This is a genomic window from Brachyspira pilosicoli, from assembly GCF_008016535.1.
In the GTDB taxonomy this organism is placed as follows: domain Bacteria; phylum Spirochaetota; class Brachyspiria; order Brachyspirales; family Brachyspiraceae; genus Brachyspira; species Brachyspira pilosicoli_A.
This window is the reverse complement of sequence record NZ_SAXY01000046.1, coordinates 18757-37272: the sequence shown is the minus strand read 5'-3', so window position 1 is coordinate 37272 and position 18516 is coordinate 18757. Positions and strand designations below refer to the sequence as shown.

Annotated in this window: 15 protein-coding genes; 11 read left to right on the top strand and 4 right to left on the bottom strand. The window is 28.3% G+C overall.

All coding sequences use genetic code 11. The features are described from left to right. Positions 1–21: 21 nt before the first annotated feature. Positions 22–1023, top strand: coding sequence for an ABC transporter ATP-binding protein (locus EPJ72_RS07630; protein WP_147731595.1), 1002 nt, complete (start codon positions 22–24; stop codon positions 1021–1023). A gap of 3 nt (positions 1024–1026) precedes the next feature. Here EPJ72_RS07630 and EPJ72_RS07625 read toward each other — a convergent pair whose 3' ends face one another. The 3 genes from EPJ72_RS07625 to EPJ72_RS07615 all read right to left on the bottom strand — a co-directional run bounded on the left by EPJ72_RS07625 (position 1027) and on the right by EPJ72_RS07615 (position 4128). Beyond that, positions 1027–1761: a hypothetical protein gene (locus EPJ72_RS07625; RefSeq protein ID WP_147731594.1), complete on the bottom strand. Its 735-nt coding sequence runs from the start codon at positions 1759–1761 to the stop codon at positions 1027–1029. Between the two features lie 2 nt (positions 1762–1763). Beyond that, positions 1764–2606, bottom strand: coding sequence for a hypothetical protein (locus EPJ72_RS07620; protein WP_147731593.1), 843 nt, complete (start codon positions 2604–2606; stop codon positions 1764–1766). 163 nt (positions 2607–2769) lie between these two features. Beyond that, positions 2770–4128, bottom strand: a complete 1359-nt coding sequence (locus EPJ72_RS07615; RefSeq protein ID WP_147731592.1) for an FAD-dependent oxidoreductase — start codon at positions 4126–4128, stop codon at positions 2770–2772. A gap of 178 nt (positions 4129–4306) precedes the next feature. On the opposite strand from EPJ72_RS07615, the gene EPJ72_RS07610 reads away from it, so the two are divergent. From EPJ72_RS07610 to EPJ72_RS07575, 8 genes are all read left to right on the top strand, one after another. Beyond that, a complete protein-coding gene (locus EPJ72_RS07610; protein ID WP_147731591.1) occupies positions 4307–5242 on the top strand; it encodes a DDE-type integrase/transposase/recombinase in 936 nt (311 codons plus the stop codon). A gap of 344 nt (positions 5243–5586) precedes the next feature. Then, complete coding sequence (pyrB, locus tag EPJ72_RS07605; RefSeq protein WP_147731590.1) at positions 5587–6666, top strand: aspartate carbamoyltransferase; 1080 nt, start codon at positions 5587–5589, stop codon at positions 6664–6666. Then, complete coding sequence (locus EPJ72_RS07600; protein ID WP_147731589.1) at positions 6663–7871, top strand: dihydroorotase; 1209 nt, start codon at positions 6663–6665, stop codon at positions 7869–7871. The genes pyrB and EPJ72_RS07600 overlap by 4 nt, the downstream gene beginning before the upstream one ends. A 276-nt stretch (positions 7872–8147) precedes the next feature. Next, the gene (nadD, locus tag EPJ72_RS07595; RefSeq protein ID WP_147731588.1) at positions 8148–8729 is read left to right on the top strand and encodes a nicotinate (nicotinamide) nucleotide adenylyltransferase; all 582 of its coding nucleotides are present in this window, start codon (positions 8148–8150) and stop codon (positions 8727–8729) included. Between the two features lie 7 nt (positions 8730–8736). Then, a complete protein-coding gene (locus EPJ72_RS07590) occupies positions 8737–9621 on the top strand; it encodes an ABC transporter substrate-binding protein (RefSeq protein WP_147731587.1) in 885 nt (294 codons plus the stop codon). A gap of 121 nt (positions 9622–9742) precedes the next feature. After that, positions 9743–10267 carry a hypothetical protein gene (locus EPJ72_RS07585; protein ID WP_147731586.1) on the top strand — a complete coding sequence of 175 codons (525 nt, stop codon included), beginning with the start codon at positions 9743–9745 and terminating at the stop codon, positions 10265–10267. A gap of 26 nt (positions 10268–10293) precedes the next feature. Next, positions 10294–11955 carry a carbon starvation CstA family protein gene (locus tag EPJ72_RS07580; protein WP_147731585.1) on the top strand — a complete coding sequence of 554 codons (1662 nt, stop codon included), beginning with the start codon at positions 10294–10296 and terminating at the stop codon, positions 11953–11955. 245 nt (positions 11956–12200) lie between these two features. Beyond that, positions 12201–13709, top strand: coding sequence for an alpha-L-fucosidase (locus EPJ72_RS07575; protein WP_147731584.1), 1509 nt, complete (start codon positions 12201–12203; stop codon positions 13707–13709). 99 nt (positions 13710–13808) lie between these two features. Here EPJ72_RS07575 and EPJ72_RS07570 read toward each other — a convergent pair whose 3' ends face one another. Continuing rightward, positions 13809–14426: a hypothetical protein gene (locus EPJ72_RS07570; RefSeq protein ID WP_147731583.1), complete on the bottom strand. Its 618-nt coding sequence runs from the start codon at positions 14424–14426 to the stop codon at positions 13809–13811. A gap of 182 nt (positions 14427–14608) precedes the next feature. Between EPJ72_RS07570 and EPJ72_RS07565 the strand changes: the two genes are divergently transcribed. Then, positions 14609–15028 carry a hypothetical protein gene (locus EPJ72_RS07565; protein ID WP_147731582.1) on the top strand — a complete coding sequence of 140 codons (420 nt, stop codon included), beginning with the start codon at positions 14609–14611 and terminating at the stop codon, positions 15026–15028. 54 nt (positions 15029–15082) lie between these two features. Next, a complete protein-coding gene (locus EPJ72_RS07560; protein WP_147731581.1) occupies positions 15083–17881 on the top strand; it encodes a tetratricopeptide repeat protein in 2799 nt (932 codons plus the stop codon). Positions 17882–18516: the final 635 nt, after the last annotated feature.

The following is an 18516-nucleotide window of genomic DNA, read 5'->3' as shown; positions in this document are numbered from 1 at the left end:
AATTAATAAATGAGTTGTAAAATGAATAATGATATAATATTAAAAATAGAAAATCTAAAAAAATATTTTAAACCTCATAGCAATATAATAGAAAGTTTAATAAAAAAAACAAAAGAAATAAAAGCAGTTGATGATGTAAGCTTAGAAATAAGAAAAGGAGAAATACTTGCTATTATAGGTGAATCTGGAAGCGGAAAAACAACCATCGGTAAATTAATAATGAAATTAATAGAGCCTACTTCCGGAAATATTATATTTGAAAATGAAAACATTAATAATTTTGATAAAGAAAAAATAAAAAAATACAGACAAAATGTGCAGATGATATTTCAAGACCCTTATGCCTCAATGAACCCTAGATTTAAAATAAGAGATGTATTAAAAGAGGCACTTTATATTCATAATATAGAAGGTGATGAAAAACATTATGATGAGATGGTGATAAAAGCTCTCAAAGATGTAAAGATTAATCCTCCTGAAGAGTTTATGGATAGATATCCGCACATGCTTTCTGGAGGACAGCGTCAAAGAATTGCAACAGCTCGTGCTTTAATACTTAATCCAAAATTAATTGTTGCTGATGAGCCTGTATCTATGATAGATTTATCTACAAGAGCAGAAATACTTTATATGATGAAAGAAGTGCAAATGCAAAAACAATTAAGTTATATATATATTACTCATGATTTATCAACTGCAAAATATTTTGCAGATAGAATAGCTGTAATGTATTTAGGAAGTATTGTAGAGATAGGAGAAGCTAATGAAATAATAGAAAATCCTAAACATCCCTACACAAAAGCATTAATTTCTGCTGTGCCTGATGCTTCTACAGGAAGAGCAAACATTATTAAGGAACTTCCAATTAAAGGAGAGATTCCTAATGCATCAAATATACCAACAGGATGCAGATTCCACACAAGATGCATATATGCCAAAAACGAATGCCAAAATACAGAAGCTGTGTTAAAAGAGGTTAATAGTAATCATAAATCAGCTTGCCTTTTTTTTGATAGTATATAGAACCTATACTCCATTCCAAGAAGCAGCGTTATTCTGATAAGCCCACTGATAAGTATTACTAGCTCCTATTAAAACTTTTGCTAAAGCAGAACCATTATAAAATATATAAAGTCCATTAACCAAATAAGGTGCATTATTATCAAATCCATTCATATTGGTAACAATAACCACACTATTAAAATTAGTCTGATAACCAAAATATTGCACTTTCCATGCACCAAAAACATTAATCATATTGCCATTCCTTGTAGCAACAGTTCCAGCTCCTGTAACATCTATATTAGCTGTAATAGTTGCACTGCCCTCTGGTCTTGGTATCACTGGTACTATAGTGCTAATCTTTGTTTCAATATATTTTTCTTCTATCAATTCATTTGTACCGTATGCTGTTACTGTTATATAATATTTAGTATTATTTACAAAAGTATAATTTGGAATCTCTATAGTAAAATTAGTGCGGGTATGATTTGTACCTTTTATAGTTGGAAGTGCTTGATCTGTTGTATTTAATATAGCATCATCTGGTTGATTCATACTTTCTGAAGTTTTTGCATATAAATTAAATCCCGCAAAATCTGATGCTAATATTCCAGACCAAAACTCTATACTTACTTTATTATTACCAGGTATAGCCTTTATTTCATAAGGCATATTATATTCATCTATTACCGTAACAAGTTCTTCAGCACAGGAACTAAAAAATATAGTAAACATGGTAAGTAAAAATATTTTTTTCATCTTTAATAACTCAATATGTCGGCACTAATCTGATAGCAATAATCTGCTACTATACTATTAACACTGTTAACACTCCTTACAAATATTTTTCCATAATAATTAGCATTATTTTTATTAATCTTTATTAAATATAATCTACCCGCAATAACCTCCAAACTCTCTGTAGTATATCCTTCAGTTGGAGGCACTACAACATCATAAAGAGAACTGCCACCCACACGCTGAACCGACCACACTCCATTTTCATTTTGCGGACTAGAAAAATAAAGCTTATTATCTGTAGTATTCAATGTTAACTGAGCTAAATTACCTCCTTCAAGAGATATGGTATTATTAACATTTATAGTTTGATTTGACACTTCTGGTCTTGGTGTTGCCATCTTGACGTAATTATCATAATAATAATAACTTTCATTTTGCGGTGTTATTTGATAAGAGCTTACCCACACATATATAGGTATGCCGTTTTTTATATCATTCTCTGGAAGAAGTGAAATTTCTGTAACATTACTTCCTGTATAATAAATATTTTTTTCTATTGTAAAAGTAAAGTTCTGCAGAGTTGTGCTTCTTGTAGTTACTATTGTAGGAATTGTCTTTTGCTGACTATAAATCCTATATATTCTCGGATTAACGCTGTCTCCAAAATATATATTATAACCGCTAAATGATGGTTCATTATTTTGTGCCTGAAATTCTATTACTATCTTTTTGTCCATTGGTGTAATTTTTGTTATAAAAGGCTGATTCATCTCTTGTGTAATACTAGTGATATCTGGAAGTCCGCAAGAAATAAAACTAATTAGAAATACAATATATATAAAAATCCTACAAAAATAATACATTTCTTAATTATATAATTAATGTAAAAAATATCAATATAAAACTAATAAAAGACTTTATTTATAATAAATAACAAAATTATAAAATACTAATAATATTTTATAAAAAAGCCCTATAGACAAAAAATTCTATAAGGCTTTTATTAACAATAGAAATTAATAACAATTATTTAGCAGTATAAGCAACCATAGTCATCCAAGATAATGGTTTATTGTAGTGAGGAAGGAAGAAGAAGTCAGAAAGAGCAAATTCTTGAACTGTCATACCTCTTTGTATAGCAAGTGAGAATGCATGTATAGCTTCAGCATGATTATGTTTAGAAGCAATTTGTGCTCCCAACATACGTCCAGTACCTTCTTCATATACAATTTTTACTAAAACATCTTCATAAGTAGGCATAAACTCTGGTCTTTCAGCATCTCTAAAGAAATTAGATTTTACTTTTAAGCCTTTTTTCTTAGCGGTTTCTTCAGACCAACCAGTAGAAGCCATATTATAACCAAATACGCAAATAGCATTAGAACCCTGAGTTCCGCAGTATTCAACATGTCTTCCTAAAGCATTGTTAGCAGCAACTATACCCATTCTTACAGCATTAGTAGCTAAAGCAATATATTCTTGTTTTTCAGAAGCTCTTGAATATACAGTAGCACAGTCTCCAATAGCAAATACATTAGGGTCTTTGCTAGTTTTCATAGTAGTATCTACAATTATAGCACCATTAGGCAAAGTCTCTAAATAATCTTTATAAAGCTCATTATTAGGTCTAAAACCAACAGACATAACTACCATATCTACATCATAAGAACCTTTGTCAGTAACAACTTTTTTAACTCTGTCCTCACCTTCAAATTTCTTAACAGTTTCACCCAAATGTAGTTCTATACCAGCATCTTTAATTCTTTTTTCAGCCTCATCAGTAATCTCTTTATCAAAATAATTAGCCATAACTCTAGGCATAGCTTCCATTAAGATAACTTCTTTACCATGGTTTTTGAAAGCTTCTATAAGCTCAACCCCTATATAACCAGCTCCTACAACCATCACTTTTTTTACTTCTGGTTTAGCTATTTCATTAATAATATCTTGACCTTGCTGATATAGTTTAGAGAAGAAAATACCTTTTTTAAGACCATAAGTAGTGCCTTCTTGTTTTAAACCTTCAATAGGAGGAGTTACAGGCCAAGAACCAGTAGCAAGAATAAGTTTGTCATAATTATCATCAAACTCTTTACCAGTTTTTAATTCTTTAACAGTCATTTTTTTGTTAGCCCAATCTATTTTTACTACTTCATGCCCCATATAAACTTCTATTCCTTCGCTTTTTAAACTTTCAGGAGTAGCATAGAATAAACCTTTAGGATCTTTTACTACGCCGCCAACCCAAAGTGCGATACCGCAAGCTAAGAAAGATATATTATCATTTCTATCGTAAGTTACTACTTTACAATTAGGATCTGTAGCTTTTAAAGTTTTTGCTGCCCATGTACCGGCATGGTTACAGCCTATTACTATTACTTTCATCTAAAAAACTCCTTTAATAATTAATTTGGATATATTATATAAAAAAATAATTATTAGTCAAGTTATTGTATATATAAAGTGTGTTTAGGAGTATGAGATATTGGACATTTTTTAGTATAAAAAAAGCAGTATCCTTGTTATAATATTTTGATATAGAAAATAAATAAAGGATACTACTATGAAAAAAGATTATAGCACAGAATTTAAATTATTTATAGTGGATGAAGCATTAGAAACTAAAAATATTAAAAGATTTTTAAAGATAGAAGAAATACCCAAATCTACTTTTTATGCTTGGCTTAAAAAATATAAAGACACTGGAACTGTCGCCAATTTTAGCACTAGACCAAAAACTTCCCCAAATATCTTTAATAACCAAAAAGCTATTAATTTAATTATTAAACTCTATACTAAAGAATATCGAGGTAAGCATTATATTAAAGCATATTTAAATCGTGAAGGCATTAAGATAGGTGTTACAGCTATAGAGAATGTACTAAAAAGAAATAATCTTTGGAGATATAAAACAAAAAAGAAAAAGAAGCGATATGATAAGCGTAAATTTGTCTCTAAAATACAAAAAGAGGGCAAAATAGTTCAAATAGACACTAAATATATCAAATTAGGCAGAAAAACAGTTTATCAATTCACTGCTGTAGATTTAGCTACACGTTATAGTTGGAGGCAAATCTATGAGGATAAAACACCTTATAGTGCTTTATCTTTCTTAAAATATGTATTAAAAACTTCACCTTTTAAGATACAGGCTATACAAACGGACAATGGTATAGAATATACTTATCGCTGTATTAATACTCCTAAAATAAATATTTTTGATGAATACTGCTTAAAAAATAAATTAGAGAGGAGATATATTCCTATAGCAACACCAAGATACAATGGCGTAGTAGAAAGAGTACACGGCATAGACGAAAGAGAATTTTATTCACGATTAAATAAAAATATCACAGTAGAATTATTGAGAGAAAAATTAAAAGAATATACACATTTTTATAACAATCAAAGATTGATTTCTTCTTTATTGTATATTACAATCAAAGAAAGAATCAAAAATATTATAGCAAGTAAAAGTACAATATCTATGGCTCCATGACAATTCTTTCATAGGTATTCCTTTTGTTTTATTTTAATTAATTAAATTATAAGGAATACCTGCTTTTTTCATACTAAAAAATGTCCAATATCTCACACTCCTAAACATAAAAGATAAATTTTGTATTGATTTTTTTTTATTTTAATATAAAATGAGTTCAATTTGTACAGTGTAGGAAATATTATGAATGGTATAATAAAAAACATATTCTACTTATTGTCGCATTTTCTATGTTTGTTTAAATTAACAAATTCAGAATTTTTAAAAGGGAATAAAATTACTATTAGTGATTTTATTCCCTTTTTTTTATGCTATAAAATAAATAATTATCAAGGGGTGTGAAAATGAAAAATTTTATAGGTATTAAAGAAATGTCAAAAGAAGAGATTTTAGAAGTATTAGATGTTGCTAAAAACTTGGATAATACTCCAAATATGGAAAGAAGGAAAATGATGGATGGAATGATAATGACAAGTCTTTTCTTTGAACCTTCAACAAGAACTAGACTTTCTTTTAATTCGGCAGCATATAAAATGGGTTTAGATGTTATAGGATTTGATAATCCTGATGTTTCTTCAATAAAAAAAGGAGAATCTTTAAGAGATACTGTAATAATGGTTTCAGCATATTCTGATGTAATAGTTATGCGACACCCTATAGACGGTGCGGCCAAGTTCGCTGAAGAAGTTACTGATTGCCCTGTAATTAATGCTGGTGATGGCTCTAACGAACACCCTAGTCAAACATTGCTTGATTTATATACTTTAAAAGATGAATTAGGCAGTATTGAAAATAAAAAAATAGCATTTGTTGGAGATACTAAATATGGGAGAACTGTTCACTCTCTTTCAAAAGCATTAAAAATGTTTAATGGAGAGTTTTATTATATCTCTCCAGATATTATTCAGATTCCTGATTACATATTAAAAGAATTAGACAATGCAGGTATAAAATATCATAAAGGTAGTAACTACGAAGAAATACTAAAGGAAATTGATTGTTTGTATATGACAAGAATACAAAAAGAACGTTTTGAAAATATAGAAAATTACGAAAAAGTAAAACATGCATTTAATATTTCAAAATCTACAATAGTAGGAAAATGTAAAGAAGATATGATTATAATGCATCCGCTTCCTAGGGTTGATGAAATTAGTATTGATTTAGATGATACTAAATATGCTAAATATTTTATACAGGCTAAAAACGGCGTTCCTATAAGAATGGCTATGTTATCTTTAGCTACTGATATAATAAAAAGCAATGCTAAGAGAAAAGAAAAAGATTATGAATTAATAGAAAATAAAGAAGTTGTTTGCCAAAACAAAAAATGTGTTACCTATTTTGAAGAAACTAAAAATAAAGTTGCTAGAAGAAATTATGGAGATTTTTGTTATTATTGTAATAAAGAGATAACAAAATGATAATAAAAAATGCAAAAATAGACAATAGTATAGTATCTATAATTATAGAAAATGAAAAGATAAAGAAAATAGACTTTGATAATAATTTTAAAATCTATAAAGACAGTAATATAGTAGATGCTAATTATAATTATGTTTTATGCGGAATAATAGACCCCCATGCTCATATGAGAGACCCGGGGCTTACACATAAAGAAGATTTTACTTCTGGAAGTAAAGCTGCAGCAAGAGGAGGCGTTACAACATTTTTAGATATGCCAAACACTATTCCAAACACTATAACAAAAGAAAGTTTAGAAGAAAAAAAGAATATGATGCTTAATAAGTCTTATGTTGATTATGGTTTTCATTTTGGAGGAAGCAAGGCAGATAATACTGAAGACATAAAACAAATTATAAACAAGGCAGCCTCTACAAAAATTTTCTTTAATGCCTCTACTGGAAATATGCTTGTTGAAGATGATAAAATCTTATATAAATTATTTGAAGCTTCAAAAATTGTTACGGTACATGCAGAAGAAAAAAAAGTTGATAAAGCAATAGAAATAGCAAAACAAACAAATACCCCATTATATTTATGTCATTTATCATTAGAAAGTGAAATTAATTCTCTTAAAAAAGCAAAAGATTCAGGTATGATAATTTATGGTGAAGCTACACCACATCATTTATTTTTGAATACAGAAGATGTTAATAAAAATGAAAAAAATAAAATGCTTATTAGAATGAAACCAGAGCTTAGAGAAAAATCAGACAATAATGCATTATGGAACGCTATATTAGATGGTACAATAGACACAATAGGAACAGACCATGCACCGCATTTATTAAGAGAGAAATTAGAAAAACTCACCTTTGGCATACCTTCTATAGAGCATTCATTGGAGTTAATGTTTAAAAAAGTTAAAGACGGCACTATAGACATAAAACTGCTGACAAAAATAATGAGCGAAAATGCTGCTAAAATATTTGGCATAAAAAATAAAGGCTTGATAAAAGAAGGATTTGATGCTGATTTTGTAATAGCAGATTTGAATGATGAATCCATTATAGAAGAGAAAGATATAATTACAAAAGCTTCTTGGTCGCCTTATGTAGGTTTTAAAAGAGGGGCTAAAGTTATAACTACTATAGTGAGAGGAAATATAGTTTATAATAACGGCAATTTTTATGAAGGTTTTGGAAAAGAAGTTTTTTATATATAGTAATTTTTTTGTTTGAGGGATTAATCACCATAGTTTTTTATTGGTATAAAGAAATAAAAACAACTGAATTTTTAAACTAAATTTAACATATTCCATTAATATAAAGCTAAATATTTGTACTTTTCGCGAAGCGTACCCGGAGGGTAAAAACTTTTGCGGCAGGAAAAAGTTGAATAAAATAAACTTACAAAATATAACTGTTTAGGTATATAAATAAAAAATGTGCTTGCAAATTATTATTTAACAATTAAACTATAATACTATTTGGTAGTTTCTATGAAAATTGCAATACTAGGCGGAAGTTTTGACCCTCCTCATTTGGGGCATTTAATATTGGCTGATACTATACTACATGAACTTAAATGCGATAAAATATTATTTATTCCAAGTAAAATACCTCCGCATAAAAACATAAGCGGCAAAGTTTCTGATGATGACAGAATTAATATGCTAAAATTGTCTATAGAAGATAATAAAAACTTTATATTAGATGATTATGAAATAAAAAATGATTGTGTGTCTTATACAATAAAGACTTTAGAATATATTTATAATAATTACAGCTTTGAAGATAAACCAATTCTTATAATAGGTGCTGACTTGGTGAAAGATTTTGATAAATGGAGAGAGCCAGAGAAAATATCTAATTTATCTAATATTGTAGTTCTTAATAGAGATGATAATAAAAACTTAATTAGCAGCAATATTGAAAAATATAATATAAAAACTATTCTAGCACCGAGGATAGATATATCATCGAGCTTAATTAGAGAAAGAATAAAAAATAATAGTGCTTTTAGGTATTTTTTGAAAGATAAAGTTTATAACTATATAAAAGAAAACAATTTATATTTATAGGAATGTTATGAAAAAAATATTTATAATTTTTTTAATCTCTTTTAATTTGTATGCTTTTGAGATGTGTTTGTTAAACGGCCCTAGTGCAATAGGTGCTGTAAAGATGATTAATGATTATAAAAAAATAAATATTAATATTATAAACTCTCCTAACAATATATTAGCTTCTATAATAAAAGGCGAAGCAGATATTGCTGCTGTTCCTGCGAATATGGCTTCTATAATATACAATAGAGGCTTAGATTATAAGATAGTAGCTGTTGTATCAGAAACAAAAATGTTTATAGTTTCTAGCGATAAAAATATAAAAAGCATAGATGATTTAAAAAATAAAACTATTTACTGCGGATTAAAATTATCTACTCCAGATTTAATGCTTCAATATTTAATAAAAACTCAAAATATAAAAGGAGCAAGTATAAATTATTCTTTAGGCAATTTAGATTTATCTAAAGCATTAGCATCTAAAAACGTTGATATTGCTATACTTCCAGAGCCTTTTTTGTCTTCTGCATTATTAGAGAATAAAGATATAAATATAGTAGTTGATATTTCAAAATATACTCCGCCATATCCTGTTGCTGTGCTTATTGCTAAAAAAAGTTTTATAGAAAATAATAATGCTTTATTAAAAGAAATATTAGATGAATATAAAAAATCTACTGAATATATTTTAAATAACAAAGATAAAATAGAACCTTTAATTAAACAAACTTCCATATTGATTAATGCTAAAGCTGTTGTTTATGGTATAGATAGAATTGGCATAACTTTTTATAATGATAATAATATGAAATTAAAATTAAATGATTATTATAATTTTATATACAATTTTGATAAAAATCTTATAGGAAATAAAATTCCAAAAGATGATTTTTATTATATTTTCTAACAAATAATAATATTTTCTAATAAATAATAATTTTTTTTAGAAAAAAATTTCATTACTTTATACAATAACTTGACAAAGCCTTTATTATGTATATACTATCTAACAATGAGAGTGTTTATATATGGCTAGATTAAATATTGATAATGAAGAGGTAAAAAAATATATATTTTCTTTGTCAGAAAAATTAATGAGGCATTTTGACTTAGAATATCAAATCAATAAAGAAAATGAATATTTTGATCTCTACGCTTTTCATAGAAATGATTTTTTCAAATCCTTTATTACAACCTCTACAGTTTATGAAGGATATTCTGTATTTGAACATATGCTTGTTCGTTTTATAAAGAACTGCACATTAGAGAATATAGAAGAATTTCAAGATATGTTAGTTAGATTAACCCCAATTCTTTCAAATCCTAATAAATTTCATAAAAGGAGTATAATCACAGGAATCATTATAACAGATATTTCTTTAGAAAAGGAATGGGAAAAAATAGTAAAAAAATTCTTTTATAGAGTAAGTTATAAATTATCATTTCATGGCTGGTCAGAAACAGAATATGCTATAGTATCAATAAAAGATAAAAATATATATTTGCCAAAAATGAGAAAAAAGGAATTAAAAAACTTTCTTTCAAATTTTTAATATAAAAAATTAATTAAGGAGATATTATGAATGCTTTTCTATTATTAATCATTGGGATAATAGCCTTTTTTGTAGCTTATGTAACCTATGGTTCATATTTAGCTAAAAAATGGGGTGTTGATCCTTCAAGACAAACACCTGCACATACTTTAAAAGATGGCAGAGACTATGTACCTACTGATGCTAAAGTATTATTAGGTCACCATTTCTCGTCTATAGCAGGTGCTGGTCCTATTACAGGTCCAATTATTGCTACTATGTTTGGTTGGCTTCCTGTATATTTATGGATTATTTTTGGATGTATATTCTTTGGAGGAGTGCATGACTATGGTTCTTTAATTGCTTCTCTAAGACATGAAGGTAAATCTATCGGTGAAGTTATCAGACATAATGTTGGTCAAAAAGGTAAAATAATGTTTACTCTTTATGCATTCATTACTATTTGTTTGGTAGTGGCTGCATTCTTAGACATTACTGCTAGCACATTTGCTGTAAATGTTGACACTTACAGAGAATCTGCTGCTGCCGGTACTGCTAGTATGTTATTTATTGCTTTGGCTTTATTATTTGGTTTCTTAGTATACAGAAGAGGAGTTAATGTTGCTCTTTCTACAATAATAGGTGTTGTATTATTAGCTGCTATTATATTTCTTTCTGATAGATTACCATTTCTTGCTTTAGAAAAAACTCCTTGGCAAGTTATATTAACTATATACATCATATTGGCTTCTTTAATGCCTGTTTGGATACTATTACAGCCTAGAGATTATTTATCTTCTTTCTTGCTTTATGCTATGATTATAGGCGGTGTATTAGGTTTAGTTTTAATGCGTCCTGCTTTAACTGCTCCTGTATTTACAAGTTTTACTCCTAGCAAAGGTAACTACTTATTCCCTATTCTATTTATTACAGTAGCTTGCGGTGCTATATCTGGTTTCCATTCACTTGTAAGTTCTGGTACTAGCTCTAAACAGCTTAACAGTGAAAAAGATGCTAAATTAGTAGGTTATGGTGCTATGCTTATAGAAGGTGTAGTTGCTATAGTTGCTTTAATGAGTGTTGCTGCTATAGAAAGTACTGGTACTCCTGCTGCTAGATTTGCTTTAGGTGTTGCTACTTTCATGACTTCTTTTGGCGTACCTCTTGGCATAGGTCAAACTTTTGTTACTTTGGCTTTTGCTTCTTTTGCACTTACTTCTTTAGACAGTGCTACTCGTATTGGAAGATATTTGATACAGGAATTAGGCGAATATACTGCTGCTGACGGTAAAGTACATAAAACTATACTTACTAATCCATATGTAGCAACTGCTATTACAGTAGCTATATCTTTATGTTTTACTCTTTATGGCTACACTAGAATATGGCCTATATTCGGTAGTGCTAACCAATTATTAGCTGGTTTATCATTACTTGCTGTTGCTGCTTGGATAAAAAATCGTCAAAAAAGAACTTCTTGGGAAAATGTTATACCTCTAATATTTATGTTTGCAGTTACACTTTCTGCTTTATGTTTAGTTGTATATACAAACTTCAAAAAAGCTACTTTCGACGGTTATGTATTAGCTTGTATTGCTGTTGTAATGATTATATTAGCTGTTATAGAATTATTCATTACTGGTCAATGGGCTAAAAAATTACCTAAAGATAATGTTGTTAATCCTAATGACCCTATAAAAAATAAATAATATTAAATTATTTAATTGATATTTATGCCCGCTTTCTTTAATGGATGCGGGTTTTTTATTATATTAAATCATTCTCTTTTTATATGTAATTCAAAATAATATTCATAATAACATACTAATATAGAAAATTATTTAGAAATAATAAATTACTATAAATACAATAATAAAAAATTAACAAACTTCTTGATAAAAAATCAAATTTTTATATATTTAAATCAGATAGTAAATAAACTTGGAGTTTTATTATGAATTTTTTTAAGATTTTATGGTTAATATTAACATTATTTTCTTTTTCTTGTACTAATCCTGCTAAACCGGGTACTAATCCTGCTAAACCGGGCGGACATGATATTGATTATGGATATCCTCCTCCATCTGTAGTATTTCCAACAGATGCTTCAGTAGAAGAAAAAGTTAAATTGGCGGCAAAACTTTCACCAAGTAAAAAACAGCTTGATTGGCAAAAAATGGAACTTACTGCTTTTATTCACTATGGTATGAATACATTTACTGATAGAGGTTGGGGGAGCGGAACTGAAAAGCCTTCTTGGTTTACTCCAACAAAAGTAGATGTTAATCAATGGGTGACAACATTAAAAAATGCAGGATTTAAATTGATTATACTTACAGTAAAACATCATGATGGTTTTTGTTTATGGCATACTAAAACTACTAAACATTCTGTAGAGTATTCTCCATATAAAAATGACATAGCCAAAGAGTTTGCAGAAGCTTGCCGTGCACAAGGTATGAAAGTTGGATTTTATCTTTCACCTTGGGATATGAATGCTGAATCTTATGGTAAAGGTCAGGCTTATAATGATTTCTTTTGTCAGCAGCTTACAGAACTTCTTACTAAATATGGTCCAGTAGATGAAATGTGGTTTGATGGTGCTAAAGGTGAAGGTGCAAGTCAAGAATATGATTTCAAAAGATGGATGGATTTAATTAATGAACTTCAGCCAAATTGTATTACTGCTAATTTAGGATTAGATGCACGTTGGGCAGGAAATGAAGGCGGATATGCAAGAGCTTCAGAATGGAGTCCTGTGGGATTTAAACCAGATGCTTATGGAGATAAAGGATATAATGAAAGATATGGTCTTACTGCTGAAGGAAAAGATTTAGGAAGTAGAGATGTATTAAGAAAAGTACCTGAAGTATTTTGGTTCCCTGCCGAAGTAGATATATCCATAAGAAATGGCGGATCAAAAGGAGATCAGTGGTTTTGGCATGCAGATCAGACATTAAAAGACATGCAGACATTAATGAATATTTATTATAAATCAGTAGGAAGAAATGCTAACTTGCTTTTAAATTTCCCTGTAAATAAAGATGGTATAATACCAACAGAAGATGTAGCTCGTATAAAAGAATTTAAACAATATTTAGACAAGACTTTTGCTACTGGATTGCTTAAAGATCAAGATACTTCATGGATTGGTGCTGATAATGGGCAATCAAAAGAGTATGAATTACAAACTTCTAATTCTCCTTTTAATATTTTAGTTATTCAAGAAGATATTAGTAAAGGTCAGAGAGTTGAAAAATTCACTATACAATATTTTAGTGCTAACACATGGAAAGATGTAACTCTTGACTCAATTTCAGAAGAAACAGGAACAATAGGATATAAACGCATTATAAAATTTAATAAAATTACTGACGCTAGCAAAATAAAAATAACAATAAATCAAACAAGACTCCCTGCTAATATAGCAAACATTAATATTTATCACTCTGATACTTATTAAAATAATACAAATAAAAGGAGAAACCGCTATAATTATTTTATACAGTTTCTCCTTTGCTACTATAAACAACATAAAAATATTTGATTGAATAATTGTTATTTATTTATCTACCCAAGTTTGTTTAATTTCACCTTTAGCTGCAGGCATCTTTAATCTTAATATAATGCCGCCATTTTGAGTATCTCCAAGATATTCTATTGCTTTATCAAAAACATAACCTTCTTTCAATTTAAATGCATATCTTAATTCTAAAGTATCTCCTCCATTAACAATAGTGGGGGTTCCAACAATATAAGGTCTGCCATTATTGACTGTTATATCACATAATTCCTTATAATCATAAGTATAGCCTATTTGATCTGCTATTTGATAATCTGCTCCCCATAAACTACTATCTCCTACATTTTGAGGTTCGGTTTTTATTCTATATTCTCCAGATACTGGCGATAGTGTTTCTCCTTCTATAGAAAACTCCTTATTAATAATATCAGTTTCTGTAATATCTTTAAAAGAAAAAGTTACTTTTTTATTTTCTTGATTTGATAGATTATAGCCTATACCCAACATTTTGCCACCTGAATCTTTTAATACATAAATAAAATCAGATACTTTTACTATTTTATTATTGTTGTTATTGTTAGTAGTAGAATCTGTAGGCGTGTTTGTACAACTTAATAATAAAAACATAAACAAAATATATAATATTTTTTTATTCATAGTATTCTCCTTAAATTTATATAATTTAAAATTATAGTCCATTATATACTTTAAATCTATAATATAAAAAAATATAGTAGAATAATATATTGATAAAATTAATATTATATAAATATTTCTTAATCTAAATTTTACTCTTGTCGATAATTAAGAAAAATATATTAATTAAAGAGTACTGTTTTATGTCTAATAAAAAATTTATGATAAAAGAAGAGAAGGCTGTGTTTGCCGATATTCGTTCTGCTATATCTATTAGTTTATTCGATAGTGAATTGAATAATTTTGATGGAAGTATTGATATGGACGTGAGGAGGGCTGTTATATATAATAAAATCGTATTTGAAAATCTAAGTAAAAGGCTGCTTTCATATTATGCAAGCAGAGAAGATAATAGAAACAAAAAAAAGGAGCTTTCTTTAATAAGAACTCTAAAAAAAGAAAATGCTATATCTAAAGAAAAATTATACTATTTAGAAAAACCAGATGAACATACTTTTGATTTTTTAAATGATGTACTTGATAAAAATAAGAATATTAGAGGATACAGTGAATATATAATTTATTCACTATTTAATCATTATTTTGACTATATCAAAAACTAATAGTTTTAAATATTATTGTCCTTAAAAAAGTAGTAAAAAAAGGATTATATTATTATGAAAAAAATAGCTATAGCTTTTTTAGTATTGATTTTTACTTGTGTGAATATATTCTCTCAAAATGCTGCTCCAAATGATGAAAGAAACATAGACAGAGAATTCTATAACGCAGAAAAACTTTTCTTTCAAAAAAAATATAATTTTGCAAGAGAAGCTTTCTTACTTTATATTAAAAGAAGACCCTTATCAACTAATGATATGCTTTATTATTATATAGGAGCCTGCTATTTCCAAGATAAACAATACGAAAATGCTATTAATTATTATAAATTAGCTTTTGATATTAATGATTCTTATTCTTTTTGTAATAATATAGCTAATTCTTATTATCAATTAAAAAATTATGATGAAGCTTTAATTTGGTATAACAGAGCAATAGAGAGACTTTACTCTCCATATAATGCAAAATTAAATTATGAAGTATTAACCAATTACACAGTATCACAAAATGTTGTAACTAATACAATATTTATTTTTGATAATAATAATACAGATAATATCACTAACCTATCATTATCAAACGACATTATCTCAAATACTGCTTTATTAGTCACAAATAATATTATAACTAATACTACATTATCTAATAATATAGCATCTAATAACATCTCTACAAATAATGCAGATAATTTTACTAACACAACAGAAAACATATCCAATGCTATAAATAATTTAAATCAATCAAATGAAAACATAAAAAATCTTATAAACAATACATTTACAAAACTTCCATTATTTACAAATATTGTTGTAACTAATACATTTACAAATGAATATGAGTATACAAACACAACTGTAATTTTTGAAGTTAATACTAATTTCATGTTAGAAGTGGTAGACCCAACAGTGTCAGAAACTAGCTTGCCTCCAAATTTAGATAATACAAATGAAAATGCTACAAACTCTAATTCCCATATTCTTGCCACTAATTCAACTGCTGCGGGTTCTAGTTATGTGATAACAGAGGAAAATCCTTATATAGTAACAAATATAATGGTAATGACAAATATAACAGATACTAACGGCAATAGTGTTTCAATAAAAACTAATGTTGCTTCTGTTGATTTATATAATACTTGGGGACTATATTATAGTGCTTATCTCAATATGGGGCATACTTATTTAACTTTGGGTGATATCACTAATGCAGCAATATCTTACGAAATATTTTTAACTAATGTAGGAAGTGATTATTATCAAAAAGAATCTTTAGAGAGAGTAATATCTCTCATAAGAAGCAATGATACATCTATAAAGTTTATGCCTTTTACAAACAATTACAGAGTAACAACAAATAATGACGGAAGCATTACTACAGAAAATATGTTTCCAAATTTTGATTATGAAAGAGAGACAATATATCCTAATGGGGTGAGAATAGTTTATGAGAATGGAAAGATAGAAAAAACAAAAATATATTCTAATAATTATGAAGTATCTTACACTATATACCCTTATGGAAAAAGAGAAATAGAGATAGTGTCTAAAAATGGAGATAAAAGAGTAGAAACTTATATGATAGATAATTCAAAATCTATTAATACTAAAACATCATCAGGCAATATATATGAATATACTCTATATTCTGACGGTTCTTTTATAAATAGAAAAACTTTAGAAAATAATAAAGCATTTGTAGTGGAAAGGTCAGACGGTTCTATTACCACAAATTACAAAGATGATAATGGAGCATTTTTCTACAGCAGAAGTTTAGACGGTACAGAAGTAAAAAGAACAGAGGATAATTTAGGAAATATTACTACAGAGACAAGAAGAGTCGATGGAGCTTTAATAGTAAAAACAGAAAATCCAGACGGAAGCTACACAGTTGTTGCTAATTATGTTGATGGAAGCATAGGCACTACTACGGTTGATACAAATGGAATGAGCAATTTAAAAATAGTTTATCCAGATGGAAGAGTTGAAGAGAGAAATTCTCAAGGAGCTGGAGTTGGTACTTTCTCTTATAATGTAAAAGCTGATGACGGAAGCATTATAACAAAAACATATAATGAAGATGGCTCTTTTACAGTAGTTACTAAAAAAGTTGATGGAACTATAATTACGGATACTGTTGGCACTGATACTATAAGCGAAATAAAAATGCCAAACGGCACTACAATAAAAAGAATAATAAGACAAGACGGCTCAAAAGAAACAACTACACTTAATAAAGATTCAAGCAGTGTAACAGAAGTTGCATCGGCAGATTCTAGCAGTGTAACAACAACAATAAAACCAAATGGAAGCAGTATAGTTGTTGTAAAAGATGTTTACGGCAATACAGAAACTACAAACACAGAGGCAGATGGAAGTACATCCACTACAAAAACTACAACAGACGGTAAAACTACAATTAATGAAGTAAGAGCAAATGGTGTTACTATAGATATAGAAAATGACGGCCGAAATAAAACAACAATAGCAAAAGATGCAGAAGGCTATGTGTTGGAGATGAAACAGTATAGAAATGAAGCCCCTACAATTACATTAGTTGATGCTTTAGGAGAGGCTGTTGATATAGATACTGCAAGAAGAATAATAAGAAATATGGATTTAAATATTAAAGCAGAAGATATAGACAATTTGAAAGTTGTTCAAGAGGAAATTGAAAATGTTGCAACAGAAGATAATACTGATGCAGATGAAAATATTCAAAATACACAAAACTCTATAGAAGAAACTACAGAAAATACAGCCGCTCAAAATGCAGAATCAAATATAGCTGAAAATAATAATGCAGAAAATGCTGATAATAATATAGAAACAACACAAAATAACACTCAGCAACAGTAAAAATATTATACACATAAATAACTATATTTTGTCACTGCGAGCCGCAGCACCTTTCCGCACGATATTGCTTATTCTTATTGAACAGCATTTATACGTGCGGTTTATTAGACTTGTTTCAAAACTAAATTAATAAATATTTATGTTGTTTTAATTTTACTGATTATGAATATATATTAAATAATGATATATGTTTGTAGCTATATTCCATGAAAATGCAGTCCTTTTGCTTCTTTGTGCCACGCCTCCGGCACTTCCTTCGGTCGCAAAAGAAGTGGGGTGCTGCACGGTGTGTACTTCGTTAAGGGCAAAGCCCTGCAAATAATAAAAAAGATAAAAATTCTATTGTTCTTTTTCTCGCCGCCTTCGCGGTGCGGACTTCGTCAAAGAACCAAAAAGTGCAAATATTTTTACTTTATATCTTGGAATGTATAAGATTAAATTAATGCCTATATTTTGTATCTTTTTGAAAATAATTTTATTCTTTCAAAAACCCATGCTCATATATCTTAACGGCAATATTATTAGTATCAAGCCCCTTTAGCGAACTTCCTAAATGCAGTAACAGTCTGCACCAAGCCGTACTAGATAAAATATATAAAATGCTTTACTATATAAATAATTATGATACAATATAA

Bases quoted from the DNA above. Each gene is read 5' to 3' on its own strand.
- EPJ72_RS07625 (WP_147731594.1), bottom strand. From the start codon at position 1,761: ATGAAAAAAATATTTTTACTTACCATGTTTACTATATTTTTTAGTTCC.
- EPJ72_RS07570 (WP_147731583.1), bottom strand. From the start codon at position 14,426: ATGAATAAAAAAATATTATATATTTTGTTTATGTTTTTATTATTAAGT.
- EPJ72_RS07630 (WP_147731595.1), top strand. From the start codon at position 22: ATGAATAATGATATAATATTAAAAATAGAAAATCTAAAAAAATATTTT.
- EPJ72_RS07600 (WP_147731589.1), top strand. From the start codon at position 6,663: ATGATAATAAAAAATGCAAAAATAGACAATAGTATAGTATCTATAATT.
- EPJ72_RS07580 (WP_147731585.1), top strand. From the start codon at position 10,294: ATGAATGCTTTTCTATTATTAATCATTGGGATAATAGCCTTTTTTGTA.
- EPJ72_RS07585 (WP_147731586.1), top strand. From the start codon at position 9,743: ATGGCTAGATTAAATATTGATAATGAAGAGGTAAAAAAATATATATTT.
- nadD (WP_147731588.1), top strand. From the start codon at position 8,148: ATGAAAATTGCAATACTAGGCGGAAGTTTTGACCCTCCTCATTTGGGG.
- EPJ72_RS07560 (WP_147731581.1), top strand. From the start codon at position 15,083: ATGAAAAAAATAGCTATAGCTTTTTTAGTATTGATTTTTACTTGTGTG.
- EPJ72_RS07590 (WP_147731587.1), top strand. From the start codon at position 8,737: ATGAAAAAAATATTTATAATTTTTTTAATCTCTTTTAATTTGTATGCT.
- EPJ72_RS07610 (WP_147731591.1), top strand. From the start codon at position 4,307: ATGAAAAAAGATTATAGCACAGAATTTAAATTATTTATAGTGGATGAA.
- EPJ72_RS07615 (WP_147731592.1), bottom strand. From the start codon at position 4,128: ATGAAAGTAATAGTAATAGGCTGTAACCATGCCGGTACATGGGCAGCA.
- EPJ72_RS07565 (WP_147731582.1), top strand. From the start codon at position 14,609: ATGTCTAATAAAAAATTTATGATAAAAGAAGAGAAGGCTGTGTTTGCC.
- EPJ72_RS07575 (WP_147731584.1), top strand. From the start codon at position 12,201: ATGAATTTTTTTAAGATTTTATGGTTAATATTAACATTATTTTCTTTT.
- EPJ72_RS07620 (WP_147731593.1), bottom strand. From the start codon at position 2,606: ATGTATTATTTTTGTAGGATTTTTATATATATTGTATTTCTAATTAGT.
- pyrB (WP_147731590.1), top strand. From the start codon at position 5,587: ATGAAAAATTTTATAGGTATTAAAGAAATGTCAAAAGAAGAGATTTTA.